This is a genomic window from Bradyrhizobium sp. AS23.2, from assembly GCF_001908185.1.
Lineage (GTDB): Bacteria > Pseudomonadota > Alphaproteobacteria > Rhizobiales > Xanthobacteraceae > Bradyrhizobium.
The window spans coordinates 40,103-64,326 of record NZ_LGHM01000150.1; the positions used below are offsets into that span (position 1 = coordinate 40,103).

21 protein-coding genes are annotated in these 24,224 nt (G+C 64.9%); 13 read left to right on the forward strand and 8 right to left on the reverse strand.

Translation table 11 applies throughout. The annotated features are described in order from the left end of the window. The first annotated feature begins 69 nt into the window (after window positions 1–69). Window positions 70–495 (forward strand): DUF1330 domain-containing protein, encoded by a 426-nt coding sequence (locus tag AC630_RS30090; RefSeq protein WP_074122104.1) that lies wholly within the window; start codon window positions 70–72, stop codon window positions 493–495. A gap of 141 nt (window positions 496–636) precedes the next feature. On the opposite strand, the gene AC630_RS30095 is transcribed toward AC630_RS30090, so the two are convergent. The 3 genes from AC630_RS30095 to AC630_RS30105 all read right to left on the reverse strand — a co-directional run bounded on the left by AC630_RS30095 (window position 637) and on the right by AC630_RS30105 (window position 3,800). Continuing rightward, window positions 637–1,863, reverse strand: a complete 1,227-nt coding sequence (locus AC630_RS30095) for an ABC transporter substrate-binding protein (protein ID WP_074122105.1) — start codon at window positions 1,861–1,863, stop codon at window positions 637–639. 204 nt (window positions 1,864–2,067) lie between these two features. Further along, on the reverse strand, window positions 2,068–3,294 hold the full coding sequence (locus AC630_RS30100; RefSeq protein WP_074122132.1) for an ABC transporter substrate-binding protein: 1,227 nt from the start codon (window positions 3,292–3,294) through the stop codon (window positions 2,068–2,070). A gap of 149 nt (window positions 3,295–3,443) precedes the next feature. Next, on the reverse strand, window positions 3,444–3,800 hold the full coding sequence (locus AC630_RS30105) for a DUF1304 domain-containing protein (RefSeq protein WP_208867065.1): 357 nt from the start codon (window positions 3,798–3,800) through the stop codon (window positions 3,444–3,446). A gap of 97 nt (window positions 3,801–3,897) precedes the next feature. Between AC630_RS30105 and AC630_RS30110 the strand changes: the two genes are divergently transcribed. After that, a complete protein-coding gene (locus AC630_RS30110) occupies window positions 3,898–4,428 on the forward strand; it encodes a methylated-DNA--[protein]-cysteine S-methyltransferase (RefSeq protein WP_074122107.1) in 531 nt (176 codons plus the stop codon). Window positions 4,429–4,583: 155 nt separating this feature from the next. Here the strand turns inward: AC630_RS30110 and AC630_RS30115 are convergent, their stop codons facing one another. Then, entirely contained in the window at window positions 4,584–7,373 is a 2,790-nt protein-coding gene (locus tag AC630_RS30115) for a [protein-PII] uridylyltransferase (protein WP_074122108.1), read from the reverse strand. 187 nt (window positions 7,374–7,560) lie between these two features. Between AC630_RS30115 and AC630_RS30120 the strand changes: the two genes are divergently transcribed. The 5 genes from AC630_RS30120 to AC630_RS30140 all read left to right on the forward strand — a co-directional run bounded on the left by AC630_RS30120 (window position 7,561) and on the right by AC630_RS30140 (window position 12,052). Next, complete coding sequence (locus AC630_RS30120) at window positions 7,561–8,532, forward strand: aliphatic sulfonate ABC transporter substrate-binding protein (RefSeq protein ID WP_074122109.1); 972 nt, start codon at window positions 7,561–7,563, stop codon at window positions 8,530–8,532. A 269-nt stretch (window positions 8,533–8,801) separates the two neighbouring features. Beyond that, window positions 8,802–9,647 (forward strand): ABC transporter permease, encoded by an 846-nt coding sequence (locus AC630_RS30125; protein ID WP_074122110.1) that lies wholly within the window; start codon window positions 8,802–8,804, stop codon window positions 9,645–9,647. Window positions 9,648–9,651: 4 nt separating this feature from the next. Further along, window positions 9,652–10,437, forward strand: a complete 786-nt coding sequence (locus AC630_RS30130) for an ABC transporter ATP-binding protein (protein ID WP_074122111.1) — start codon at window positions 9,652–9,654, stop codon at window positions 10,435–10,437. Window positions 10,438–10,491: 54 nt separating this feature from the next. Then, on the forward strand, window positions 10,492–11,001 hold the full coding sequence (locus AC630_RS30135; RefSeq protein ID WP_074122112.1) for an OsmC family protein: 510 nt from the start codon (window positions 10,492–10,494) through the stop codon (window positions 10,999–11,001). A 247-nt stretch (window positions 11,002–11,248) separates the two neighbouring features. Then, a complete protein-coding gene (locus AC630_RS30140) occupies window positions 11,249–12,052 on the forward strand; it encodes a hypothetical protein (RefSeq protein ID WP_074122113.1) in 804 nt (267 codons plus the stop codon). 103 nt (window positions 12,053–12,155) lie between these two features. Here AC630_RS30140 and mutS read toward each other — a convergent pair whose 3' ends face one another. Further along, the gene (gene mutS, locus AC630_RS30145; RefSeq protein ID WP_074122114.1) at window positions 12,156–14,894 is read right to left on the reverse strand and encodes a DNA mismatch repair protein MutS; all 2,739 of its coding nucleotides are present in this window, start codon (window positions 14,892–14,894) and stop codon (window positions 12,156–12,158) included. A gap of 350 nt (window positions 14,895–15,244) precedes the next feature. On the opposite strand from mutS, the gene pcaF reads away from it, so the two are divergent. From pcaF to AC630_RS30170, 5 genes are all read left to right on the forward strand, one after another. After that, complete coding sequence (gene pcaF / locus AC630_RS30150; RefSeq protein WP_074122115.1) at window positions 15,245–16,453, forward strand: 3-oxoadipyl-CoA thiolase; 1,209 nt, start codon at window positions 15,245–15,247, stop codon at window positions 16,451–16,453. A gap of 117 nt (window positions 16,454–16,570) precedes the next feature. Continuing rightward, window positions 16,571–17,464 carry a dioxygenase family protein gene (locus AC630_RS30155; protein WP_074122116.1) on the forward strand — a complete coding sequence of 298 codons (894 nt, stop codon included), beginning with the start codon at window positions 16,571–16,573 and terminating at the stop codon, window positions 17,462–17,464. 126 nt (window positions 17,465–17,590) lie between these two features. Continuing rightward, the gene (gene pcaH, locus AC630_RS30160) at window positions 17,591–18,292 is read left to right on the forward strand and encodes a protocatechuate 3,4-dioxygenase subunit beta (protein WP_074122117.1); all 702 of its coding nucleotides are present in this window, start codon (window positions 17,591–17,593) and stop codon (window positions 18,290–18,292) included. Further along, window positions 18,293–18,895: a protocatechuate 3,4-dioxygenase subunit alpha gene (pcaG, locus tag AC630_RS30165; protein ID WP_074122118.1), complete on the forward strand. Its 603-nt coding sequence runs from the start codon at window positions 18,293–18,295 to the stop codon at window positions 18,893–18,895. It abuts the gene before it with no gap. Between the two features lie 225 nt (window positions 18,896–19,120). Next, the gene (locus tag AC630_RS30170; protein ID WP_167561309.1) at window positions 19,121–20,185 is read left to right on the forward strand and encodes a phosphotransferase; all 1,065 of its coding nucleotides are present in this window, start codon (window positions 19,121–19,123) and stop codon (window positions 20,183–20,185) included. Between the two features lie 166 nt (window positions 20,186–20,351). Here AC630_RS30170 and AC630_RS30175 read toward each other — a convergent pair whose 3' ends face one another. From AC630_RS30175 to AC630_RS30185, 3 genes are read right to left on the reverse strand one after another with little or no spacing between them, the layout of a single operon-like run. Continuing rightward, window positions 20,352–21,908, reverse strand: coding sequence for an MDR family MFS transporter (locus AC630_RS30175; RefSeq protein WP_074122120.1), 1,557 nt, complete (start codon window positions 21,906–21,908; stop codon window positions 20,352–20,354). A 4-nt stretch (window positions 21,909–21,912) separates the two neighbouring features. Next, complete coding sequence (locus tag AC630_RS30180; protein ID WP_074122121.1) at window positions 21,913–23,076, reverse strand: HlyD family secretion protein; 1,164 nt, start codon at window positions 23,074–23,076, stop codon at window positions 21,913–21,915. After that, window positions 23,069–23,551: a MarR family winged helix-turn-helix transcriptional regulator gene (locus AC630_RS30185; RefSeq protein WP_074122122.1), complete on the reverse strand. Its 483-nt coding sequence runs from the start codon at window positions 23,549–23,551 to the stop codon at window positions 23,069–23,071. The genes AC630_RS30180 and AC630_RS30185 overlap by 8 nt, the downstream gene beginning before the upstream one ends. Window positions 23,552–23,706: 155 nt before the next feature. Here AC630_RS30185 and AC630_RS30190 point away from each other — a divergent pair, with 155 nt between their 5' ends. Next, complete coding sequence (locus AC630_RS30190) at window positions 23,707–24,201, forward strand: Fur family transcriptional regulator (protein WP_074122123.1); 495 nt, start codon at window positions 23,707–23,709, stop codon at window positions 24,199–24,201. The last annotated feature ends 23 nt before the right edge of the window (window positions 24,202–24,224 follow it).

The window sequence follows — 24,224 nt, forward strand, 5'->3', positions numbered from 1 at the left end:
GCAGTTCCGCTGATCGGACGCCGGAGCTAGGATCGCGAATATGAAGAGGGAACTCACGAAGGAGCGTTCATGGGCCATATCGATCCGACCAAGGAGATCTTCGCGCAATTCCGGGATAACGACCGTCCCGGTCCGATCCACATGCTCAATCTGGTGCGCTTGCGCAAAGAGGCGGCCTATCCGGATGGCCGCAAGGCGAGCGGTGCGGAAGCCTATGCGGCCTATGGCCGCGACAGCGGCCCGGTGTTCGAACGCCTCGGCGGCCGCATCGTCTGGCAGGGCAGGTTCGAGCTGATGCTGATCGGCCCGCAAGAGGAGCGCTGGGATCATTGCTTCATCGCCGAATATCCAAGCGTCGCGGCCTTCGTCGAGATGATCCGCGATCCCGTCTATCGCGAAGCGGTGAAGCACCGGCAGGCGGCCGTGGAGGATTCACGGCTGATCCGCCACGCCGTGTTGCCGGTGGGGAAGAATTTTGGCGAGATACCTTCTTAGTTCATAGGGTGGGCAAAGTGCCGGGGTGCGCGAATGCGCGTCCCCGGGGCGTGCCCACCACGTTTGTCGCGATCGAGGAGAGATGGTGGGCACGACGCTTGCGCGCCTTTGCCCACCCTACGATGTGTGCCTTCTCTTCGCCTAACCCGCCGGGCCTGCGTCTTCCAGGATCGGGCCGAACAGCTCCCAGCGCTCGCCGTTGAACTTCATCATCTGAAGCTGCTTGTTGACGCGGTAGTCGGTCGCCGAGGTGTTGGCCTTGATTCCGGGCAGCGCGACGTCGCCGGTCACGTCCTTCAGGGAGGCGGCCTGTTTCATGACGTTCTCGCGCGTCAGGTCGTCGCCGCACTGCTGCAGCACGTGGGCCAGCAGTTGGGCGGTGCCGTAGCCGTAGGTGTTGAAGTTCGAGTCCTTGTCGCCGTCCGGATAGTACTTCGCCATGAAGTCGAAATACCGCTTCATGCCGGCGTCGTCCTTCCAGGTCGGATCGAGCGGATCCTTGCCGTAGTTGACGCTGATCACGCCCTTGGCGGCCTCGAGACCAGCGGGCTTCATCACCGCGCCGACCGAGGTGGCGTTGATGTCGACGATCTGGACCGGATGCCAGCCCATCTCGGCGATCTTCTTGATCGCCTGTGCCGCCTGCTTCGGCGTGGTCGCGCTGAAGAACAGGTCGGCGCCGGCATCCTTGATCTTGAGAATCTGCGAATCGACGGTCGGATCGGAGACTTCGTAGGACGCTTCGGTCACGATCATCTTGGCGGCCTTGTCACCGAGGCCGGCCTTGAGGCCGTTCAGATAGTCCTTGCCGAGGTCGTCGTTCTGGTAGAGCACGCCGATCTTCGCGTTCGGGTGCTCCTTCAGGATGTACTGCCCGTAGATGCGGCCCTCGACGAAGTAGTTCGGGTTGTAGCCCATGGTCCACGGGAAGTTCTTCGGATCCGTGAATCTCGAGGCGCCGGTGGCGGCGAACAGCTGCGGTACCTTCTTGGAGTTGAGATATTTCTGCACGGCTGCGTTCGAGGGCGTGCCGATGATCTGGAAGGTCAAGAGCACCTCGTCGCTCTCGACGAGCTTGCGTACCTGCTCCACCGCTTTCGGCGGCGAATAGGCGTCGTCATACTGGATCAGGTTGATCTTGCGGCCGTTGATGCCGCCCTGGTCGTTGATCATCTTGAAGTAGGCGGCCTGGGCCTTGCCGATCGACGCATAGGCCGACGCCGGTCCTGAGAACGGCACGGTCTGCCCGACCTTGATCTCGGTGTCGCTGGCGCCCGGATCATATTTTTTCTGGGCACTGACCGCAGAGACCGACAGCGCCAGGGTCAGCGCCGTTGCCGTGGCCAGATGCAGAATTCCATTCCTCATTCGCAATTTCCTCGGTTGTTATTGCCGACGGTCTATCGGACGCGCTGCTGCACGCCCGACGCCATCGCTGCGCGGGAATGTGGAGGAGCCATTGCTGCAACGCAAGGTGGGGAAGTGCCCACAATTCGTAGGGTGGATTACGCCGAGCGGACTGCGCTTCGCGCAGCCGCGGGGGTAACCCACCCTTTGGTTCCGTGCGTGGGACTAGCCCGACGATCCTGTGTCCTCGATGATCGGTCCGAACAGCTCCCAGCGTTCGCCGTTGAACCTCATCATCTGCATCTGCTTGTTGACGCGATAATCGTTCGGTCCGGTGTTGATCTTGATGCCGGGCAGCGCGAAGCTCGGGGTGAAGTCCTTGATGTTGGCGACCTGTCTCATGACGTTCTCGCGCGTAAGGTCGTCACCGCATTGCTTCAACACCTGGACCAGGAGCTCGGCCACCGAATAGGCGTAGGTGTTGACCGTGTTGAGCTTGTCGCCCTCAGGGAAATACTTGTCCATGAACGCGAAGAAGGCCTTAACGCCGGGATCGTCCTTCCACTGCGGATCGCCGGGCTCCTTGCCATACTGGGTCGAGATGATGCCCTTGGAGATGTCGAGGCCGGCCGGCTTCAGCGTGGCCGAGATCGGGCTCGCATTGATGTCGAGAATGTGCACCGGCGACCAGCCGAGATCGGCGAGCTTCTTGATCGCCTGTGCCGCGAATTTCGGCGTCGAGGCATCGTAGAACAGGTCGACGCCCATCGACTTCAGCTTGACCACCTGCGAGTCCACCGTCGGATCGGTGACCTCGTAGGACACCTCGCCGACGATCATGCTGGCGGCCTTGTCGCCGAGGCCGTTCTTCAGGCCCGCGAGATAATCGCGGCCCATGTCATCGTTCTGGTAGAGCACGCCGATCTTGGCGTTGGGGTGATTGGCGAGAATGTATTTGGCGTAGATGCGCCCCTCGGACACGTAGTTGGGATTATAGGCGATGGTCCAGGGATAGTTCTGCGGATCGTTGAAACGCGCCGCGCCGGTCGAGGCCAGCAGCTGCGGCACCTTCTTGCCGTTGAGATACTTTTGCACGGCCGCATTGGCCGCGGTGCCGATGAGCTGGAAGGTGAAAAGCACTTCGTCGCCTTCGACGAGCTTGCGCACCTGCTCCACGGTTTTCGGCGGCGAATAGGCGTCATCATACTGGATCAGATTGATCTTGCGGCCGTTGATGCCACCCTGATCGTTGATCATCTTGAAGTAAGCGGCTTGGGTCTTGCCGATATTGGCGTAGACGGAGTAGGCGCCGGAGAACGGTACGGTCTGGCCGATCTTGATCTCGGTGTCGCTTGCACCGGTGTCGTATTTCTTCTGGGCGAGGGCTTGACCGGCGGAGAACGCGAAGACGAGCGCCGCCGTGGCAGCTATGAAGGCTCTGCGATTGCTCATGTTGGGTTGTTCCTCCTGTTGGAATTTTCGGTCGACGGTCTTTTTCCCGTTGTTTGCAACGGTCGCCATCGCTGTCGAAGATTGTGGAGGAAGGGCAGGCGCCGCGCAAGGATCGCGGCGCAGCGCCGTCGCGTCTCAGGCCAGGGGTCTTAGGCCAGGAACAATGCAACCAGCGCGATCGCCGCCGGCAGGGCCTGGACGATCAGGATGCGCGTGCTGACGGTCGCCGCACCGTAGGCGCCGGCCACGATCACGCAGAGCAGGAAGAATGCCTTGATCTGGAACGCGAAGGCCGGGTTGGCGTGGACGAGACCCCAAATCAGGCCGGCGGCGAGGAAGCCGTTATAGAGGCCCTGATTGCCGGCCAGCACTTTTGTGATCTCGGCCTTCTCCGGCGTATTGCGAAAGACCTTCAAGCCCGGCGGCTTGTCCCAAAGGAACATCTCCAGGATCAGAAAATAGGCGTGCAGCGCCGCGACCAGCGCCACCAGGACATTGGCGATCAGGATCAAGTCGAACTCCCCCAAAGCGTCAGCTTTCGGGTGGACGTTAGCACGGCAGGCGTGGCAAGTGCGATCCGTGTCTCGATACAATGGTGTCGCAATGGCCAGCCGATCAACCAATACGCCCGAACGCTTCGGCCTCGATCGCCTCGCGACGCCGATCGGGATCGCCCTGCTCGTCACCGATGCCGAGGGCACGTTGCGCGCGCTCGACTGGGAGGACTACGAGCACCGCATGCGCGAACTCCTGCGTCTGCATTACGGCACGGTGGATCTCAGTGATCAGCCTGCGCCCGCGGGAATGCGGGCGGCGTTGTCGGCATATTTCGAAGGCGATATCGATCGGCTCACGGCCATCGCATGGCGTATCGCCGGCACGCCGTTCCAGCAAAAGGTCTGGACTGCGCTCGCGAAAATTCCCGCCGGCACCACCATGAGCTATGGCGCGTTCGCCGCAAGGATTGAGATGCCCAAAGCCGTGCGCGCCGTCGGCCATGCCAACGGCTCCAACCCGATCAGCGTGGTGCTGCCGTGTCACCGCCTGATCGGTGCGAACGGTTCGCTGGTGAAGTACGGCGGCGGGCTCGAGCGCAAGCGCTGGCTGCTGCGGCATGAGGGGGTGGAGGTATGAAGGCGTAGCCGCGCACCGATCTCTCCACCCGTCATTCCGGGGCGCCGCGCAAACGGCGAGCCCGGAATCCATCGGTCGGCACCGACGATGTGGATGAATGGATTCCGGGTTCGCGCTCCGCGCGCCCCGGAATGACGAGGGGAGAGAGCGCCGCCTTACGCCGCCGGCTGAACCGCCTTGTCGCTGGCCATCACATGGGTCAGCGCGCGCTTGATCGCGGACTGGCGGGTCGGGGCGGTGATCTGCGCACCGAGGAGGTCGGTGACGTAGAACACGTCGCGCGCGCGCTCGCCGAAGGTCGCGACATGGGCCGAGGCGATGTTGAGATTGAGCTTCGAGATCGCCGTGGTCAGCTCGTAGAGCAGGCCGGGGCGGTCGAGGCCGGAGACCTCGATCACGGTGTGACGGTCGGACCATTGGTTGTTGATGGTCACTTCCGGCTCGACCACGAAGGGCCGCGCCTTGCCGCGCACGGTGCGCCGCGCCACGACTTCCGGCAGGCGCAGCTTGCCTTCGAGCACGTCCTCGATCATCTCGCCGATGCGGGTGGCGCGCCGGCCCTCGTCCTCGTCGCGGTCGTATTCCCGTGAGATCGAGATGGTGTCGAGCGCGCGGCCGTCGGTCGTGGTGTAGATCTGGGCATCGACGATGTTGGCGCCGGCCGAGGCACAGGCGCCCGCGATGATCGAGAGCAGCCAGGGATGGTCGGCGGCGAAGATCGTGAGCTCGGTGACGCCGCGCACCTCGTCGAAGCCGACATTGATCGCGAGCTTGTGGCCGGCCTGTTCGCTGGAGCGGACGAAGCGGGCGTGGCGGATCTTTCGCGGCAGCTCGACCTTGAGCCAGTAGGCCGGATAGTGTCGGCCGATATAGGCGTCGAGCTCCTCCTTCGGCCACTCGGCAAAGGCCATGCGGAATTCGGCATAAGCAGCCGCAAGCCGCTTGCCGCGGTCGACCTCCGAGAAGCCGCCGGTCAGCACCGGCTCGGTCTCATAATAGAGAGAGCGCAGCAGCTGCGCCTTCCAGCCGTTCCACACGCCCGGACCGACGCCGCGAATGTCGGCGGTGGTCAGAATCGTGAGCAGCTTCATCTGCTCGACCGACTGCACGACGGCAGCAAAATTCTCGATGGTCTTGCGGTCGGAGAGATCGCGCGACTGCGCGACCGTCGACATGGTCAGGTGTTCCTCGATCAGCCAGGCCACGAGCTCGGTGTCGGCCGGGCTGAAGCCGAATCGCGGACAGAGCCGGCGCGCGACCTTGGCGCCCGCGATCGAGTGATCCTCGGGCCGGCCCTTGGCGACATCGTGCAACAGCGTCGCGATGTAGATCACCGCGCGATGTTCGGGCCGGGTCTTGCGCATGAGGTCGCTGGCGAGCGCGAACTCCTCGATGCCGCCGCGTTCGATGTCCTGGAGAAAGCCGATGCAACGGATCAGGTGCTCGTCGACGGTGTAGTGATGATACATGTTGAACTGCATCATCGAGACGATCTTGCCGAAGGCGCGGATGAAGTGGCCGAGCACGCCGGTCTCGTTCATCCGCCGCAGCACGATCTCTGCGTTGTCGGACGTCAGGATATCCATGAACAGACGGTTGGCTTCGGGGTTCTCGCGAAGCTGCGCGTTAATCAGGCCGAGCGAACGCGTCACGTCGCGCATCGCGTCCGGATGGAAGGCGAGGTTGTTCTTCTGCGCCAGGCGGAAGATGCGGATCAGGTTGACCGGATCGTGCTTGAACACGTCGGGCGCGGCGACGTTGATGCGGTTGTTGTCGACGATGAAGTCGTCGCTGTCAGGCACGCGCCGCTTCGCCGGCGTGGGGCGCAGCCGCGCCATCATGCGGCTCAAGACCGGCGCGGGCTTGGCCTGCTGGTCCTCGAGCTTGGCGCAGAGGATGGCGGTCAGGTTGCCCACCTCCTTGGCGACCAGGAAGTAGTGCTTCATGAACCGCTCGACGTCCTGCATGCCGGGATGCGAGGTGTAGCCGAGCCGGACCGCGATCTCGCGCTGGAGGTCGAAGGAGAGGCGCTCCTCGGCGCGGCCAGAGTAGAAATGCAGATTGCAGCGTACCGACCAGAGGAAATCGGCGCAGCGGCGGAAGGTGCGGTATTCCTGCGCATCGAACACGCCGCGCTCGACCAGCTCGTTCGTGTCGCGCACGCGGTAGACGTATTTGGCGATCCAGAACAGCGTGTGAAGGTCGCGGAGGCCGCCCTTGCCGTCCTTGACGTTGGGTTCGACCAGGTAGCGCGACTGGCCGCCGCGGCGGTGCCGCTCCTCGCGCTCGGCGAGCTTTGCGGTGACGAATTCGGATGCGGTGCCCTGCACGACTTCCTTGTCGAAGCGCGCGACCAGCTCGTCATAGAGCGGCTGGTCGCCGGTGAGGAAGCGCGTCTCCAGGATCGCGGTGCGGATCGTCATGTCGCCGCGCGCCTGCCGGATCGATTCATCGACCGAACGCGTGGCGTGACCGACCTTCAGCCCCATGTCCCAGAGGCAGTAGAGGATCGCTTCGGCGACCTGCTCGCCCCAGGCAGTCTGCTTGTAGGGCAGGATGAAGAGCAGATCGATGTCGGACTCGGGGGCCATCAGGCCGCGGCCATAGCCGCCGGTCGCCACCACCGCCATGCGCTCGGCGCCGCTCGGGATCGGCGAGCGGTAGAGATGACGGGTGGCCGCCGAGTACAGGATACGGATGATCTCGTCCTGGACATGACACAGCCGCTCGGCGCAACGGCGGCCGTGGCGGTCCTTCAGCAGGAGCGCCTGTGCCGCGGCGCGGGCCTCGATCAGCTCGGCCTTGAGCAACTGCGCCACGGCCGTGCGGAACGTGTCCTCGCGTCCCTCATGCTTCTCGGCAAGCGCATCGATCGCGGCGGTGATCCGCGCGGTGCCGAAGCGATCGTCTACCTCGGCCTTGTGCTCAGTCGCGACGCTGTCCATGTCCCACCGGATATAAGAGGTGACAGGCGCTGTCACCCGCCATTCTCAGGCAATAGTCGTTCCATGCTGGGAAGGGCCGGTTTTGGGCAAATTTGTTCTCGGCTGGAGGGCTTTCCAGGGGCGGATTTTCCTGTTGACCTCTAGATATAACTCATTGAAAAACAATGAAGTTTTGAAGGGGCTGGGCATGATCAGGATTACACGACGCATTCTGCTGGCGGGAACGGTGGCGCTCGCGATAACCCCCGCGGCACAGGCGGCGGATCCGCTCAAGGAAATCCGTATCGACTGGGCGACCTACAATCCGGTGTCGATGGTCCTGAAGCAGAAGGGGCTTCTTGAGAAGGAGTTTGCCAAGGACGGCATCAGCGTCACCTGGGTGCAGTCGGCCGGCTCCAACAAGGCGCTCGAATTCCTCAACGCCGGCTCGATCGATTTCGGCTCGACCGCGGGCTCGGCGGCGCTGGTCGCCCGCATCAACGGCAACCCGATCAAGTCGATTTATGTCTATTCGCGTCCAGAATGGACCGCGCTGGTGACGGGCAAGGACTCCAAGATTGCGAGCGTTGCGGGTCTCAAGGGCAAGCGCGTCGCGGTGACACGTGGCACCGATCCGCACATCTTCCTGGTGCGTGCGCTGCTCAGCGCCGGCCTGACCGAAAAGGATATTACGCCGGTGCTGCTGCAGCATGCCGACGGCAAGACCGCGCTGATCCGCGGCGATGTCGACGCCTGGGCCGGCCTCGATCCGATGATGGCGCAGGCCGAGGTCGAGGAGGGCGCGAAGCTGTTCTACCGCAAGGCCGACGCCAACACCTGGGGCATCCTCAATGTGCGCGAGCAGTTCCTGAAGGACTATCCGGACGCTGCCCGCCGCGTGCTCGCGGTGTATGAAGAGGCGCGCAAATATTCGCTGGCGAACTACGACGAGCTGAAGAAGACCTTCATCGCCGTGACCAAGCTGCCCGAAGCCGTCGTCGACAAGCAGCTCAAGGAGCGTACCGAGCTGACCCACAGCCGCATCGGCGCGCCCCAGCGCGAGTCGATCCTCGCTGCGGGCCTCGCCCTGCAGCAGGCCGGCGTCGTCGACGCCAAGGTCGACGTGAAGGCAACACTCGACGCGCTGATCGACGATCAGGTCCCGCTGCCGACGAATTAGTTTGGTTCTTAAGACGCGTGCCGCCGCAACAAACTCCGCCGTCGTCCCGGGGCGCGAAGCGAGCCCGGGACCCATAACCACAGGGAGTGGTTGTGGCACGAAGACGGTAACTCCGAGTCCCCGTAACCACGTCTCCCTGTGGTTATGGGGCCCGGATCTGCGCTCCGCCCTGGACAACGCAACGCGTTGCCAAGAGCTGCGCTTGTCCGGGACGACAGCCGAGATTGCCGCGCCATTGCATTCCCTCGCCAGACGCGCTTGCTAAAGCCATGATCTCCGACGCGCCCGCCTTGCAACGATCCTCGGAACCGGCCGAAAGCGCCGTCGCGCCCTCGCGGCTGTCCCGCTACGTGCGGCCGGCGCTGGGGCTGTTGCTGCCGGTCACGCTCGCGCTGGGCTGGGAGCTCGTGGTCTGGCTCGGCTGGTCCAATGGCCGATTGGTGCCGCCGCCCTCGCGCATCTTTGCCACCATCACCGAGCTCGCCCGCTCCGGCGAGCTGGTCCGCCACATCGCCGCGACGCTTTGGCGGGTCGGCCTCGGCTTCGCGTTCGGCGTCATCGCGGGCACGCTGCTAGGTGCCATCTCCGGTTATTGGTCGCTGGCGCGCCGGCTGCTCGATCCAACGGTGCAGGCGCTGCGCGCGATCCCTTCGCTCGCCTGGGTGCCGCTGTTCATCCTCTGGCTCGGCATCTTCGAGACCTCGAAGATCGCGCTGATCGCGGTCGGCGTGTTCTTCCCGGTCTATCTCGGCGTGATGGGCGCGATCCTCTCGGTGGACCGCAAGGTCGTCGAGGTCGGCCGTGTCTTCCGCCTCTCCGGGTTCGCCATGATCCGCCGCATCCTGCTGCCTGCGGTGCTGCCGGCCTATGTCGTGTCCTTGCGCGTCGGTCTCGGCCTTGGCTGGATGTTCGTGGTCGCGGCCGAGCTGATCGGCGCCTCCGAAGGCCTCGGCTATCTCCTGCTCGACGGCCAGCAGCTCGGCAAGCCCGCGCAGATTTTGGCTGCGATCGTGATCTTCGCCATCCTCGGCAAGCTCACGGACTGGCTGATCGAGGTCGCGGCCGCGCCCTTCCTGCGCTGGCAGGACGCCTTCGGGCGCGCGAAGGGAGCTTGAGGCGATGCTGGCGCTCGCCCGGGTCAGCAAGACCTATCCAAACGGTGTGCAGGCGCTGGCGCGCTTCTCCGCCGAGATCAGGCAGGGCGAGATCATCGCCATCATCGGCGGCTCCGGCTGCGGCAAGTCCACGCTGCTGCGCGCCATCGCCGGCCTCGACCGCGCCAGCTCGGGCACTGTGACGCTCGACAGCGAGGCGATCGCCTCGCCGCACGCCAAGATCGGCATCATCTTCCAGGAGCCGCGGCTGCTGCCCTGGCTCAGCGTCGCCGACAATATCGGCTTCGGCCTTGCCGATTTGCCCGCGACTGAGCGGCGCGAGAAGGTGGCGCGCGCGCTCGAGCGCGTCGACCTCGCCGACAAGGCGCAGGCCTGGCCGCGTGAGCTCTCCGGCGGACAGGCGCAGCGTGTCGCGATCGCGCGCGCGCTGGTGCCGCAGCCTGAAGTGCTGCTGCTCGACGAGCCGTTCTCCGCGCTCGATGCCTTCACGCGCCGCGATCTCCAGGATCATTTGCTCGACCTCTGGGCCGACACGCGCCCGACATTGATCCTCGTCACACATGACGTCGACGAGGCCGTGGTGCTGGCCGATCGCGTGCTGGTGATGCGGCCGCGGCCGGGCCGGCTGTTCGACCAGATCGAGATCAATCTGGGTCGGCCGCGCGACCGCAATTCGCTGCTGTTCGAGAACTTCAAGCGAAGCGTGCTGACGTCACTTGACCGTTCGCTCGATCGCAGCGTGCCCGACCGTGACGCAACCCAGGGTCCCGGTCAGGCCATGTGGTGGTGACAATTTCTCTCCGAGCCGGTACATCGAGGGGCGATTTTTCCGGGAGAGAACCAAATGGACGCCGCAGCACTGCGCCAGATGCAGGCCCCGATCAAGGAACGCTACAAGACCGATCCCAAGGCCGCGATGATCACGCTGAAGGCCAAGGGCTCGACCGACAGCGACGGCATCGCCTGCAAGGTCGAGACCGGCCGCGCCATTGCAATGGCTGGCCTGCATCCGGCCACGGGCGGCTCCGGCCTCGAGCTCTGCTCCGGTGACATGCTGCTGGAAGCGCTGGTCGCCTGCGCCGGCGTCACGCTGAAATCGGTCGCGACCGCGATCGAGGTGCCGCTGAAGACCGGTAACGTCTATGCCGAGGGTGATCTCGACTTCCGCGGCACGCTCGGCGTCGACAAGGAGACTCCGGTCGGCTTCGCCGAGATCCGCCTGCGCTTCGAGGTCGACACCGACGCGCCGCAGGACAAGCTCGATCTGCTGCTCAAGCTCACCGAGCGCTATTGCGTGGTCTATCAGACCATCAAGAACGGCCCGAAGGTTTCGGTGTCGATGCAGCGGATGTGAGGGGCGAAAGTCGTATCCCAACGATCGGTGTCGTTCCCGCCTAGTACGCAATTGCGCACGGGGGGGTGGGAACCCATAACCCCAGGCCGTGGTGCTTTCGCACGGTCGTCGCCCCAGCTTTGTGAATAACTGCGGCCTGTGGCTATGGATTCCGGGCTCGCGCTTTGCGCGCCCCGGAATGACGGTGAGAGTTACTTTACGTTCCATCCGGATCCGCGCTTCGCTTGTCCGGGACGACAAAGAAGAAATGCCCCCCGAACTCCACTTCATCCTCTTCCTTCTCCTGCGCATGGCGATCGCGGCCGCGTTCGTTGTGTCGGCATCTGTTATCACCGAGCGCTCAGGTCCGGTGATCGGTGCGCTGGTGGCGACGCTGCCGATCTCGGCAGGGCCCTCCTACGTCTTCCTTGCGCTCGACCACGATGCCGCTTTCATCGCGCAAGGCGCACTGTCGAGCCTTCCGGTCAACGCTGCGACGATCGTCCTGGGGCTCACCTATGTCGTGCTGGCGCAGCGGCATAGCTTTGCCGTGAGTGTCGGAAGCGCGGTCGCAGTGTGGATCGTGCTGGCGTCCATCATCCGTCTGTTTGACTGGACCTTGATGGCAGGACTCGCCGTGAACCTGGTTGCCTTCGGCATCTGCATTCCGCTGCTCGCAAAGTACCGCCACGTGAAGATGCCGCTGGTGACGCGTCGCTGGTACGACATTCCGTTCCGCGCCTCGCTGGTCGCGACGCTGGTCGCGATCGTGGTCTCGACCTCGGGCTGGGTCGGCCCGCGGGTCTCCGGCGTGATCGCGCTCTACCCGATCGTCTTCACCAGCATGATGGTGATCCTGCACCCGCGCATCGGCGGCCCGCCGACCGCCGCCGTGCTCGCCAACTCGGCCTGGGGCCTGCTCGGCTTCGGCATGGCGATCGCGGTGCTGCATGTGGGGGCTGGAAACTTCGGCTCGGCGATCGGCCTCAGCCTGGGGCTCGCCACCTGCATCGTGTGGAATCTGACGTTGTGGTGGAACGGGCGGAGGAAACGAGTCATCCCCGCGGCGTAGCATTCGCCTTGTAGGGTGGGTTAGCCGAACGCGTAACCCACCACTTCTCGTGCGGCGATCAAGGTGGTGGGTTACGCTTCGCTAACCCACCCTACGGCACCGTTCACTGCTTCGGCAGCTTGGCCTTCAGCGCATACAGCGCATCCAGCGCCTCACGCGGCGACATCTCGTCGGGGTGCAGCGCTTTCACCGCTTCCATCAGCAGCTCGGCCTCGCTTGGCGGTGCGGCTTCCGCGGCAGCGCGCGATGGCACCGCAAACAGCGGCAGATCGTCGGCGAGGGCCCGGGCCGTCTGGCCGCGGTCCTGGGCCTCGAGTTTCGCCAGCACCGATTTGGCGCGCGTGATCACGGCCGGCGGCAGGCCGGCGAGCTTTGCGACCTGGATGCCGTAGGAGCGGTCGGCCGAACCGGGCAGCACCTCGTGCAGGAACACGACATTGCCTTGCCACTCCTTCACCCGCACCGTCGCGTTGAACATCCGCGGCAGCTTGGCCGAGAGCGCGGTCAGCTCGTGATAATGCGTGGCGAACAGCGTGCGGCAGCGATTGCTCTCGTGCAGATGCTCGATCGCGGCCCAGGCGATCGAGAGCCCGTCGAAGGTCGCGGTGCCGCGGCCAATCTCATCCAGGATCACGAGCGAGCGCTCGCCGGCCTGGTTGAGGATCGCCGCGGTCTCGACCATCTCGACCATGAATGTGGAGCGGCCGCGCGCGAGATCGTCGGCGGCACCGACGCGCGAGAACAAGCGGTCGATGATGCCGATCCGCGCGCGCGTCGCCGGCACGAAGCTGCCGATCTGCGCCATCAGGGCAATCAGCGCGTTCTGGCGCAGGAAGGTCGATTTACCCGCCATGTTCGGACCGGTCAGCAGCCAGAGCTGGCCGGACTTTTGCGCGGGCGCCGGCGACAGGTCGCAGGCGTTGGCGATGAACGGCTCGCCATTGCGTTTCAGCGCCTGTTCGACCACTGGGTGGCGGCCGGCTTCGATGGCAAAGCCGAGGGAGGAGTCGACTTCGGGCCGCACATAGTTGTCGTCGACCGCGAGTTTCGCCAGCGATGTCGCGACGTCGAGCAGCGCGAAGCCGTGCGCGGCGGCGCGAAGGTCCTCGCTGATCTCGAGCGCCTTGGCGCAGAGACGCTCGAAGATCTCGAGCTCGAGGTTGAGCGCGCGGTCGCCGGCATTGGCGATCTTGGCCTCGATCTCGCCCAGCTCGGATGTGGTGAAGCGCACCTGGCCCGCCAGCGTCTGGCGATGGATGAAGGTCGCGTTCAGCGGCGCCGACATCAACTTGTCGCCGTGCTGCGCGGTGACCTCGACGAAATAGCCGAGCACGTTGTTGTGGCGGATTTTGAGGCCCTTCACGGAGGTCGCGTCGGCGTAGCGTGCCTGCATCGAGGCGACCACCAGGCGCGAGGCGTCGCGCAGGTTTCGGGCTTCGTCGAGCGCGGGCTCGTAGCCCTGGCGCACGAAGCCGCCATCGCGCTTGATCAGCGGCAGTTGCTCGTCGAGCGCCGCGGCGAATTCGGCAGCGAGCTCTCGCGACGGCTTTTGCAGCGCGGCCATCACCGCCGCGATTTCCTGTGGCGGCTGGTCGATCTCGCCGAGGCGCGCCAGCGCCTGGTCGGCGGCCATGATGCCATTACGAAGGCCGGCGAGGTCACGCGGTCCGCCGCGGCCGACCGAGAGACGGGCCAGTGCCCGCGACATGTCGGGCGCACCGCGCAGAATGCTCCGGATGTCTTCGCGCGCGGCTGAATCGGCAACGAAGCTGCTGACCGCATCGAGCCGCCGCGCGATCGCCGGCGCATCCGTCAGCGGCGCCGCGAGCCGCTGCGCCAGCAGACGTGAGCCGGCTGAAGTCACCGTGCAGTCGATGGCATCGAGCAGCGAGCCGCGGCGTTCGCCCGCCAGCGTCCGCGTCAGTTCGAGATTGGCGCGGGTGGCCGGGTCGATCGCCATGGTCGCGCCCGAGGCCTCGCGCGCGGGCGGCGACAGCGGCGGGTGCTTGCCGACCTGGGTGCGGTCGACATAGGTGACGGCCGCCGCCGCGGCGGTGGCTTCAAGGCGCGTCAGCTGCGCCAGCCCGTCCATGGTCGCAACCGCGAAATAATCGCAGAGACGCTTCTCGGCGGTGGCGCCGTCGAAGACGTCGCGGGTCAGGGGCGTCACCGCCGGCAACTCGCGCAAGGTCGGCCCGAGCTCGCTGTCGTTGTAGAGCGCGTCGGTGACGATCGCCTCGTTCGGATTGATGCGCGCCAGCGTCGCGGCGAGCTCGCCGCCCGAACATTCCGTCACGGAAAATTCGGCGGTCGAGATGTCGATCCAGGCAAGGCCGAAACGGTCGCCGCCGGCGGAGGAGCGGGCGCGCGCAATCGCCAGCAGGTAATTGTTGGCGCGCGCATCTAACAGCGTGTCCTCGGTCAGCGTGCCTGGGGTGACCAGTCGCACCACGCCGCGGCGCACGACGCTCTTGTTGCCACGCGCCTTCGCGGCGGCGGGATCCTCGGTCTGCTCGCACACCGCGACCCGGTGGCCGGCTGATATCAGGCGGTGCAGATAATCCTCGGAGCGCTCGACCGGCACGCCGCACATCGGGATATCCGCGCCCTGATGCTTGCCGCGCTTGGTCAGCACGATGCCCAGCGTCCTGGAGGCAATCTCGGCGTCCTCGAAGAACAGCTCGTAGAAATCGCCCATCCGGTAGAACAGCAAGAGGCCCTGATGCGCCGCCTTGATTTCAAGGTACTGTTCCATCATCGGCGTGACGCGCGCGGCAGCTTCCGCCGGCGGCGCTTGTGTAGGTTCAGGGTCTGGCGCGGGAATGGGTTGTCGGACTGTCATGGGCGGCGCAACCTACAAAATTTCGCCCCGTGCTCCTATCGCTTTGGCCGGATGGGGCGGGTTTTCCACGTTGTCCGCATCGGGCGAGCGGCTGCCACATTTTTGGTCGTAATTCCGGGATGCGCCGATAGGCGCAGGCCCGGAATCCATAACCCCCGCTCGTGGGTATGGATTCCGGGCTCGCCCTTCGGGCGCCCCGGAATGACGGCTGGAGTTTCTCGGCAGGTAGCTCATGCGCCAAGCCATGCGGCCCGCGCGAAACCGTCAATTGACCTGCTGCGGGCGCCCTCCTAAAACTCCGCCGTCATTGAAGAATTCTGGCCGGACCGCGGCATTCAGGGAGAACAACGATGCGTGACGTCTTTATTTGCGATGCCGTGCGGACACCGATCGGCCGCTTCGGAGGCTCGCTCGCCAAGGTGCGCGCCGACGACCTCGCGGCAGCCCCGATCAAGGCGCTGATGGGCAAGCACCCCAACCTCGATTGGGCGCAGGTGGATGAAGTCTTCTTCGGCTGCGCCAACCAGGCCGGCGAGGATAATCGCAACGTCGCGCGCATGGCGCTGCTGCTCGCGGGTCTGCCGGACTCGGTTCCCGGCCAGACCCTGAACCGGCTCTGCGCCTCCGGCCTCGACGCGGTCGGGGCGGCCGGCCGCGCGATCCGCGCCGGTGAGATCGAGCTTGCGATTGCCGGCGGCGTCGAATCCATGACGCGCGCCCCGTTCGTGATGGGCAAGGCGCAGGAAGCCTTCTCGCGCTCCGCCGAGATTTTCGACACCACGATCGGCTGGCGCTTCATCAATCCGCTGCTCAAGGCCCAGTATGGCGTCGACGCCATGCCGGAGACCGGCGAGAACGTCGCCGAGGAATTCCAGGTCTCCCGCGCCGACCAGGACGCTTTCGCCATCCGCTCGCAGCAGCGCGCCGGTGCGGCGATCGCCGCCGGCTATTTCGCCGAGGAGATCACGCCGATCACCATTCCCGGCGGCAAGGCTGGCCCTGTTACCGTCGACAAGGACGAGCATCCGCGTCCCGAGACCACGCTGGAAGGGCTGACCAAGCTGAAGCCGATCGTGCGCAATCCGGGCACGGTGACCGCCGGCAATGCCTCCGGCGTCAATGACGGCGCCGCCGCGATGATCCTGGCGTCGGAAGCTGCGGTGAAGAAGCATGGTCTCACGCCGCGCGCGCGCATCCTCGGGCTTGCCTCGGCCGGCGTGCCGCCGCGCATCATGGGCATCGGCCCCGTGCCCGCGACCCGCAAGCTGATGGAGCGTCTCGGCAAGAAGATCAGCGATTTCGACCTGATCGAGCTCAATGAGGCCTTCGCCTCGCAGGGCATCGCCTGCCTCCGTCAGCTCGGCGTCAAGGACGATGCCGACTTCGTCAATCCGCATGGCGGCGCCATCGCGCTCGGCCATCCCCTCGGCATGAGTGGCGCCCGTCTCGCGCTCACCGCCGTGCACGGCATGGAGAAGCGCGGCGGCAAGCTCGCGCTCGCCACCATGTGCGTCGGCGTCGGCCAGGGCGTCGCGGTCGCGATCGAGAAGCTGAACTGACGGGACGCGCAGCGTCCCGTCATCCCGGAGCCGCTCGTTAGAGTGGAATCCGGGATCTCGAGATTCCGGGTTCAGCCCTGTCGGGCTGCCCCGGAATGACAGGGAGAAAATGGCAGCATGATCATCGCGCGCGAGCAGGACGTCACGGCGGCGGCACTGGCGGTGATGGAGCGAACGTCCGATCCACGGCTTCGCCAGATCATGGTCTCGCTGGTCAAGCACCTGCATGCCTTCGTCCGCGACGTTCGCCTGACCGAGAAGGAATTCCGCGACGCCACGGCAATCGTCGCCGAACTCGGCAAGCTGACCACCGACACGCACAACGAAGTTGTGCTGATGGCGGGCTCGCTCGGCGTCTCCCCGCTGGTGTGCCTGCTGAACAATGGTGACCAGGGCAATACGGAAACGGATCAATCGCTGCTCGGACCGTTCTGGCGGCTGAACTCGCCGCGGGTGGAGAACGGCGGATCGATCGTCCGGTCCGAGACCCCGGGCGCGACGCTGTTCGTCAACGGTCGCGTCGTCGACAAGGACGGCCGGCCCGTTGCGGGCGCAGAGGTCGACGTCTGGCACGCCTCGCCGGTTGGTCTCTACGAGAACCAGGATCCCGAGCAGGCCGACATGAACCTGCGCGGCAAGTTCACGACAGATCAGGATGGGTGCTTCTCCTTTCGCTCGGTGATGATGGTCGGCTATCCCATTCCGACCGACGGCGTGGTCGGCCGTCTGCTGGAAGCGCAGAGCCGGCACGCTTATCGTCCCGCGCATCTGCATGCCCTGATCTTCAAGCCGGGGTTCAAGGTCCTGATCTCGCAGGTCTACGATCCCAACGATCCCCATATCGACAGCGACGTGCAGTTCGGCGTGACACAAGCGCTGATCGGCAAGTTCGTGCGCCACGAGATGCCGCATCCGACCGCGCCCGATGTTCCGGCGCCCTGGTATTCGCTCGATCACACTTACCGGCTCGAGGCCGGGGAAGCCGTGCTGCCGCGTCCGCCGATCAAATAGGGCGCTTGCGGCAGGTGAAGGCTACAAGAGGCCCGCTAAACCCGCTTTCCCCGATTAGTTATATATTATAATGATCGGAGCAAGCGTTGACCGGCCGCACGAAAATGGCCGGGGAGGAGTTCGCCAATGACATTCATCTATCCCGTCGACAGCAACAAGGCGCATCCGCTGCCGCTGTCGCCCGAGTACAAGAGCTCGATCAAGCGCGCGCCGAACAGGCCCTTGATTCCGATGCGCCACACGCTGTCGGAGCTGACCGGTCCGGTCTACGGCCACGAGACCGTGCGCGAAGGCGAGAATGATCTCACCCATCAGCACACCGGCGAGCCGCTCGGCGAGCGCATCATCGTGCACGGCCATGTGCGCGACGAGGACGGCCGCGGCGTGCCGAACTCGCTGGTCGAGATCTGGCAGGCCAATTCCTGCGGCCGCTACGTCCATGTCCGCGACCAGCATCCGGCGCCGCTCGATCCGAACTTCACCGGCGCGGGTCGCACCCAGAGCGATGCCTCCGGCTACTACCGCTTCGTCACCATCAAGCCCGGCGCTTACCCCTGGGGCAATCACCACAACGCCTGGCGTCCGGCGCACATCCATCTTTCGGTGTTCGGTTATTCCTTCGTCACGCGCCTCGTGACGCAGATGTACTTCCCGAACGACCCGCTGTTCCCGTTCGACCCGATCTTCAACTCGGTGCCGGACGAGAAGGCGCGCGCGCGCATGGTCTCGTCGTTCGATCTCGAGAACACCCAGCCCGAATGGGCGCTGTGCTACCGCTTTGACATCGTGCTGCGCGGCAAGAACGCCACGCCAATGGAGAATAGTTAAGTGCAGAAAAACGGAAAGGACAACGGGATCACCCCATCGCAGACCGTCGGTCCGTTCTTCAAATACGGCCTGACGCCGAATGGCGAGTACGCCTGGAACGACGCATTCACGAACTCGACGCTCACGCCCGACGCCTCCGGCGACCGCATCCGTATCGAGGGCCGCGTGTTCGACGGTGATGGCGTCGCCGTGCCGGATTGCATGCTGGAGATCTGGCAGGCGGACGCGCAGGGCCGCTTCGCCGATCCGCAGGACAAGCGTGCGCTGCCGAACGCGAGCTTCCGCGGCTTCGCCCGTTGCGGAACGGACAAGGACGGCAATTATTCCTTCGACACCATCAAACCGGGCGCCGTGCCCGATCCGGACGGCAAGACGCAGGCGCCGCACATCGTCGTTGCGGTGTTCGGTCGCGGCATGCTGCGGCATCTCTACACCCGCATCTATTTCAGCGACGAAGCCGGCAACGCCGCCGATCCCGTGCTGGCGCTGGTGCCGGCCGACCGCCGCGCCACGCTGATCGCTGTGCGCGATGCAGGCAAGCCGGTCTACCGGCTCGACCTGCGGCTGCAGGGCGGCGACGAGACGGTGTTCTTCGACGTCTAGCTCCGGTTGTCGTCCCGGTCTGGTGCGCAATTGCGCACGGGGGGCCGGGACCCAGCCCTGGGGTGCGGTTCTCTTGCAAGGCCTTAACTCCGAGTCCTCGTAACCACATCAGCCTGTGGATGTGGGGCCCGGATCTGCGCTTCGCTGGTCCGGGACGACGAGCGGAGGGTGTGGCGCTCGCCTGTGTGATCGTGCAGTATGAGCGCGGCACCCGGGGCGCGCTTGATGACACCTCCACAACTGCCGGCGGTCGTTGAGCCCGCCCAACTGACGGCTGCCCTGCGCAGGGGCGGGGTGCTGGATCGCGGCGCGGTCCGCGAGGTGAAGGTGCTGCATCAGCGCGACACCGTCGTGTCGCACATCGTCCGCCTCGGCCTGCGTTACGTCGGCGAATCCACCGGTGCCCCGCAGTCGCTGATCTTGAAGATGGCGCATGCCGCCTTCGCCAGGACGCTTGCAGATCGCGGCCGGCATGAGGTGGCCTTTTACACGCAGCTCGCGCCGAACATGCCGTCGGGACTCACGCCGCGCTGCTTCGATGGGCATTTCGACGAGGAGAGCGAGGCCTGGCACCTTCTGCTCGAAGACCTCACTGACAGCCATGACATTGCGACCGTGCCGACGCTGCCGCCGTCGCGCGATCAGGCGATGGCGATCGTCACGACGCTGGCGCGCATGCATGCGACGTGGTGGGATCATGCCAGCCTCGGCGCGACCGTCGGCACCTGGGCGAGCACCGAGGACAGCGCAGGGCGCATGGAGACTTTCGCCGGTCATTACGACCGTTTCGCCGATCAACTCGGCGACCGTCTCTGCGAAGAGCGGCGAATCCTCTACCGTCGTCTCATCGAGCAGTCGGCCCGGCTATCCCAGCGCTACCATTCGCGCCGCCATGTCACGATTGCCCACGGCGACGCGCATACCTGGAATTTCCTGCTGCCGCGGGCCGGTGTCGCCGACACCGTGCGCATCTTCGATTTCGATCTGTGGGGCATCAATGTGCCCACCAGCGATCTCGCCTACATGATCGCGTTGCAATGGTATCCGGAGCGCCGACAGGCGCTCGAGCGGACGCTGCTCAACCGCTACCACGAGACGCTGCTCGCACACGGCGTAACCGGTTACACGCGCGGCGCGCTCGACCAGGATTATCGCTGGTCGGTGCTCTGGCACATCACCAAGCCGGTCTGGCAATGGAGCATCAACATCCCGCCGGGGATCTGGTGGAACAATCTGGAGCGGGTGATGATGGCTGTCGACGATTTGGGCTGCGAGGAGCTTTTGGGGTAGCTCGCGCCACAAATTCGGTGTCGTCCCCGCGCAGGCGGGGACCCATAACCACAGGGAGGAGTCGTGGAGCTAACCGGCAACTCCGTGTCTTCGCCAAACCACTCCCTGTGGTTATGGGTCCCGGATCTGCGCTCAGCTTCGCTGCGCTTGTCCGGGACGACAGCAGCTACTCCATCACCGCATGTTCCGGCCCCGCCGCCTGCTTGCGCAGGATGGCCTTGGTCGAGCCGATCATCAGCGCGAGCGGGATGGTGCAGAGGATGAAGAACATCACGAGCTGGTAGTCGTGTGCGAAGGCGATGATCTGCGCCTGCACGCCGACCATCCGGTCGGCCATGGCGCGGCCGGCGTCGGTGGTGAGGTCGATCATGCTGCGCACATTCGGCATCTGCAGCGCGTGGTTGAACGGATTGATGTACTCGGACAGGATCGCGTAGGTCTTGCGCGTACCCTGGGTCAGCTGGGCGATCACGATCGAGATGCCGACCGAGCTCGCGACGTTGCGGAGCAGCGTCAGCATCGCGGTGCCGTCCGTGCGCAGATGGTTCGACAGCGTCAGGAACGACACCGTCGAGAGCGGCACGAAGACGAGGCCGAAGCCGAAGCCCTGGATCACGCTGACGATGACGATCTCCGGCACCTGGGTCTGGTCGGTCCAGCCGGTCATCTGGAACAGCGACGCGGCCGTCAGCATCAGGCCGGAAATGATCAGCGTGCGCGCCTCGACGTAGCGCATGATCCGGCCGACGATCATCATCGCGAAGAAAGTGCCGAAGCCGCGGCTCGCGAGCAGACCGCCCGCGGTCATGATGGGATAGCCGATGACGTTTTGCAGGTAGGGCGAGGCCAGCGCCATGGTCGAGTACAGTACGAGGCCCATCACCGTCATGAAGATACAGCCGGTGAGGAAGTTGCGATCCTTGAACAGCGCGAACTGGATGAACGGCCGCGAGGTCGTGAGGGAGTGGGCGAAGAAGTAATAGAAGGCGATGCCCGAGACGATGAACTCGGTCACGATCTCGACCGACTCGAACCAGTCGAGCTGCTCGCCGCGGTCGAGCGCGAGCTGGAGTGCGCCGATCGCGACCGCCAGCGCGGCGAAGCCGAACCAGTCGAACTTCAGGCTGAGATTCTTGTCGGTCTCGTCCAGGAAGACGGCGAGCCCGAGCACGGTAATCGCGCCGAACGGCAGATTGACGAAGAACACCCAGTGCCAGGAATAGGTCTCGGTCAGCCAGGCGCCCAGCGAAGGACCCATGATCGGGCCCATCATCACGCCCATGCCCCAGATCGACATGGCCGTCGCGCGTTCCTGGAGCGTGTAATAGTCGAGCATCACGGATTGCGACAGCGGCACCAGCGCGGCGCCGAACACACCTTGCAGCAGGCGGAACAGCACCATCTGGTTGATGTCCTGCGCTAGCCCGCACAGCACGGAGGCGAAGGTGAAGCCGGCCGCGCAGATGATGAAGATGCGCTTGCGGCCGTAACGGTTGGCGATCCATCCCACCGGCGCCGTCATGATCGCGGCGGCGACGATGTAGGAGGTGAGCACCCAGTTGATCTGGTCCTGCGACGCCGACAGCGTGCCCTGCATGTAGGGCAGGGCGACGTTGGCAATCGTGGTGTCCAGCGCCTGCATGACGGTCGCCGTCATGGCGCAGATCGTCACCATGTTCCGGCGCAGGCCGGGGACCATCAAGCTGGCATTGGGGCCGGACATCGGATCAGTCTTTGTCTTGGTTCGCGGTCGCCGACAGGCCGAGCAAGCCGGCGAGCGAGCGCTGATGGCCGGTGTCGATGGTGGCATAGACGCTCATGCCGGCCTTCAGCTTCTTCACGTATTTGTCGCTCTCGTCGAAATAGATCCGGATCGGCACGCGCTGCACCACCTTGACGAAATTGCCGGTGGCGTTCTGCGGCGGCAGGATCGCGAATTGCGCGCCGGTGCCGGGCGAGAGCGAGCCGATCTTGCCCTTGAAGACATGGTTCGGGAACGCGTCGACCTCGAGCGTGACGGGCTGCCCTTCGGTGACGTAGGTGAGGTCGCTTTCCTTCGGATTGGCGTCGACCCAGGGGTGGGCGACGTCGATGATGGAGAACACCGGCGTGCCGGCGATGACGTAGCGGCCGAGCTGGATCTGCTCGACTTGGGTCGCGATACCGCCCATCGAGGCGCGCACCACGGCGTGGTCGAGATTGCGCTCGGCGTTGTCGAGCTTGGACTTGGCCTGCGCGTAGGGCGGGAATTTCTCCAGCGGCAGGTCGGGATCGCCGAGCAGCTGCGTCTTGGCCGTCGATATCTGCTGCTTGACGAATTGCGCGACCGAACCGGAGGTGACCAGCGCGTTCGACGCGTTGTCGAGGTCGAGCTGCGAGCCGAAGCTGTTCTTCACCAGCGCCTGCTTGCGCTCCACGTCGCGCTGCTTCAGGTCGACGCCCTGCTGGGCGAGATTGAGCATGTCGCCGTAGATCTTGATGTTGGCGCGGAGATTGTCGTAGGTCGTCTGCGCCTGCATCAGCTGCGCCCTTGCCTCGTCCACGGCGAGGCGGAACGGCACGGGATCGATCTCGAACAGCACGTCGCCCTGCTTGACGAGCTGGCCTTCCCTAACGACGACCTTCTCGATCTTGCCGGAGATGTCGGGCGTCACCAGCACCTTCTGCGCGCCGACATAGGCGTCGTCGGTGCCGACATAGCGGCCGCCATTCAGATAGAAGACGAGGCCGCCGATAGCGACTGCGAGCGGCAGGACCACCATCAGCAAAAAGCGGCGATAGCGCCGCAGGCCTGCGATCAGACGGCGGCGCGGCTCGGTGCCGGCCTTCTTGGTCGGCTTGCCGCTGTCGATTTTTTGTTCGGGCTGGAACTTGAGGACCTGATCAGCCATAGCGCTGCTCCCTACGCGCCTGTTCCGCTCCGCTTGTCTGGGTCGCGTTACGCACGTTTTCTTTGATTGTTTCGAGTTGGGTGAGAAGACGGTAAGCGTCCGCCGGATTGATGCCATCGAGCGCGTTGGCCGTGAGTTCGGATCGAAGCCCGCTCATCTTGCCGAGCAAAGTCCGGCCGGCCTTCTTGAGGTACAGGCGCTTGACGCGGCGATCCGAGGCGTCGCTGCGGCGCTCGATCCAGTCGTTGTCGCAGAGCTTGTCGATCAGGCGCGTCAGCGTGATCGGCTGCATCTCCATGAGTTCGGCGAGTTCCGACTGTTTCATGCCCTCGCTGCGCTCGACCTTGGCCAGCACCGCCCATTGCGCGCGGGTGATGCCGTAGCGCGATGCTTCCTTGTCGGCATAGACGCGCAACAGGCGGTAGAGTTCACCGAGCGTGAACAGGAAGTTCTGGTCGACAGACCCGCGGGTCATAAGCTTTGTCTCCAATAAGCTTGGATATAATAAGCAAGCTTATAATTATTTCACGCCGGGTCAATGCGATCCTGTCCCGCAGCAAAAGCATGGCTGGCAGCCGCGGCGGCCGTCGTGCTTTGGGTTCCCCGGCCGCAATGCTAGAATACGATCGTATGAACCTCGCAAAGCCGGCATTTCCCGCGCCCGACCACGATCACGGCCGCTGCACCGCGGACGCACTGGCGCATGCCGAGGAGGTTTGCGAGCAGCGCGCGCAGAAATTCACACCGATTCGCCGCCAGGTGCTGGGGGCGCTGCTCTCCAGCCATCGTCCGCTCGGCGCCTATGAGGTGATCGACGAACTGGCCAAGTCGATGCCGCGGCCGGCTCCGATCACGGTCTACCGTGCTCTCGACTTCTTGATGGCCAACGGCCTCGTGCACCGCATCGAAAGCCGCAACGCCTATCTCGCTTGCGCTGCCCACGACCATGACGCGACGTCCGCGGTGGCGTTCCTGATCTGCGAGCGCTGTGGTCTCGTCGGCGAGATCCCGTCAGCGTCGTTCGCCAAGGACCTCAACGCCGCGGCGCGCAGCTCGGGCTTCGCACCAAAACTGTCCGTGGTGGAAATCACGGGCGTCTGCACGCATTGTCAGAAAGCGACTTGAAGCAACAACGGCGCAAAGCCGGA

What these genes read in the sequence shown, in the direction of transcription:
- AC630_RS30100 (WP_074122132.1), bottom strand. Translation starts at nt 3,294, where the DNA reads ATGAGCAATCGCAGAGCCTTCATAGCTGCCACGGCGGCGCTCGTCTTC.
- AC630_RS30155 (WP_074122116.1), top strand. Translation starts at nt 16,571, where the DNA reads ATGATCATCGCGCGCGAGCAGGACGTCACGGCGGCGGCACTGGCGGTG.
- AC630_RS30120 (WP_074122109.1), top strand. Translation starts at nt 7,561, where the DNA reads ATGATCAGGATTACACGACGCATTCTGCTGGCGGGAACGGTGGCGCTC.
- AC630_RS30170 (WP_167561309.1), top strand. Translation starts at nt 19,121, where the DNA reads ATGACACCTCCACAACTGCCGGCGGTCGTTGAGCCCGCCCAACTGACG.
- AC630_RS30135 (WP_074122112.1), top strand. Translation starts at nt 10,492, where the DNA reads ATGGACGCCGCAGCACTGCGCCAGATGCAGGCCCCGATCAAGGAACGC.
- AC630_RS30115 (WP_074122108.1), bottom strand. Translation starts at nt 7,373, where the DNA reads ATGGACAGCGTCGCGACTGAGCACAAGGCCGAGGTAGACGATCGCTTC.
- mutS (WP_074122114.1), bottom strand. Translation starts at nt 14,894, where the DNA reads ATGACAGTCCGACAACCCATTCCCGCGCCAGACCCTGAACCTACACAA.
- AC630_RS30095 (WP_074122105.1), bottom strand. Translation starts at nt 1,863, where the DNA reads ATGAGGAATGGAATTCTGCATCTGGCCACGGCAACGGCGCTGACCCTG.
- AC630_RS30180 (WP_074122121.1), bottom strand. Translation starts at nt 23,076, where the DNA reads ATGGCTGATCAGGTCCTCAAGTTCCAGCCCGAACAAAAAATCGACAGC.
- pcaF (WP_074122115.1), top strand. Translation starts at nt 15,245, where the DNA reads ATGCGTGACGTCTTTATTTGCGATGCCGTGCGGACACCGATCGGCCGC.
- AC630_RS30125 (WP_074122110.1), top strand. Translation starts at nt 8,802, where the DNA reads ATGATCTCCGACGCGCCCGCCTTGCAACGATCCTCGGAACCGGCCGAA.
- AC630_RS30175 (WP_074122120.1), bottom strand. Translation starts at nt 21,908, where the DNA reads ATGTCCGGCCCCAATGCCAGCTTGATGGTCCCCGGCCTGCGCCGGAAC.
- AC630_RS30110 (WP_074122107.1), top strand. Translation starts at nt 3,898, where the DNA reads ATGGCCAGCCGATCAACCAATACGCCCGAACGCTTCGGCCTCGATCGC.
- AC630_RS30140 (WP_074122113.1), top strand. Translation starts at nt 11,249, where the DNA reads ATGCCCCCCGAACTCCACTTCATCCTCTTCCTTCTCCTGCGCATGGCG.
- pcaH (WP_074122117.1), top strand. Translation starts at nt 17,591, where the DNA reads ATGACATTCATCTATCCCGTCGACAGCAACAAGGCGCATCCGCTGCCG.
- AC630_RS30190 (WP_074122123.1), top strand. Translation starts at nt 23,707, where the DNA reads ATGAACCTCGCAAAGCCGGCATTTCCCGCGCCCGACCACGATCACGGC.
- AC630_RS30090 (WP_074122104.1), top strand. Translation starts at nt 70, where the DNA reads ATGGGCCATATCGATCCGACCAAGGAGATCTTCGCGCAATTCCGGGAT.
- AC630_RS30185 (WP_074122122.1), bottom strand. Translation starts at nt 23,551, where the DNA reads ATGACCCGCGGGTCTGTCGACCAGAACTTCCTGTTCACGCTCGGTGAA.
- AC630_RS30130 (WP_074122111.1), top strand. Translation starts at nt 9,652, where the DNA reads ATGCTGGCGCTCGCCCGGGTCAGCAAGACCTATCCAAACGGTGTGCAG.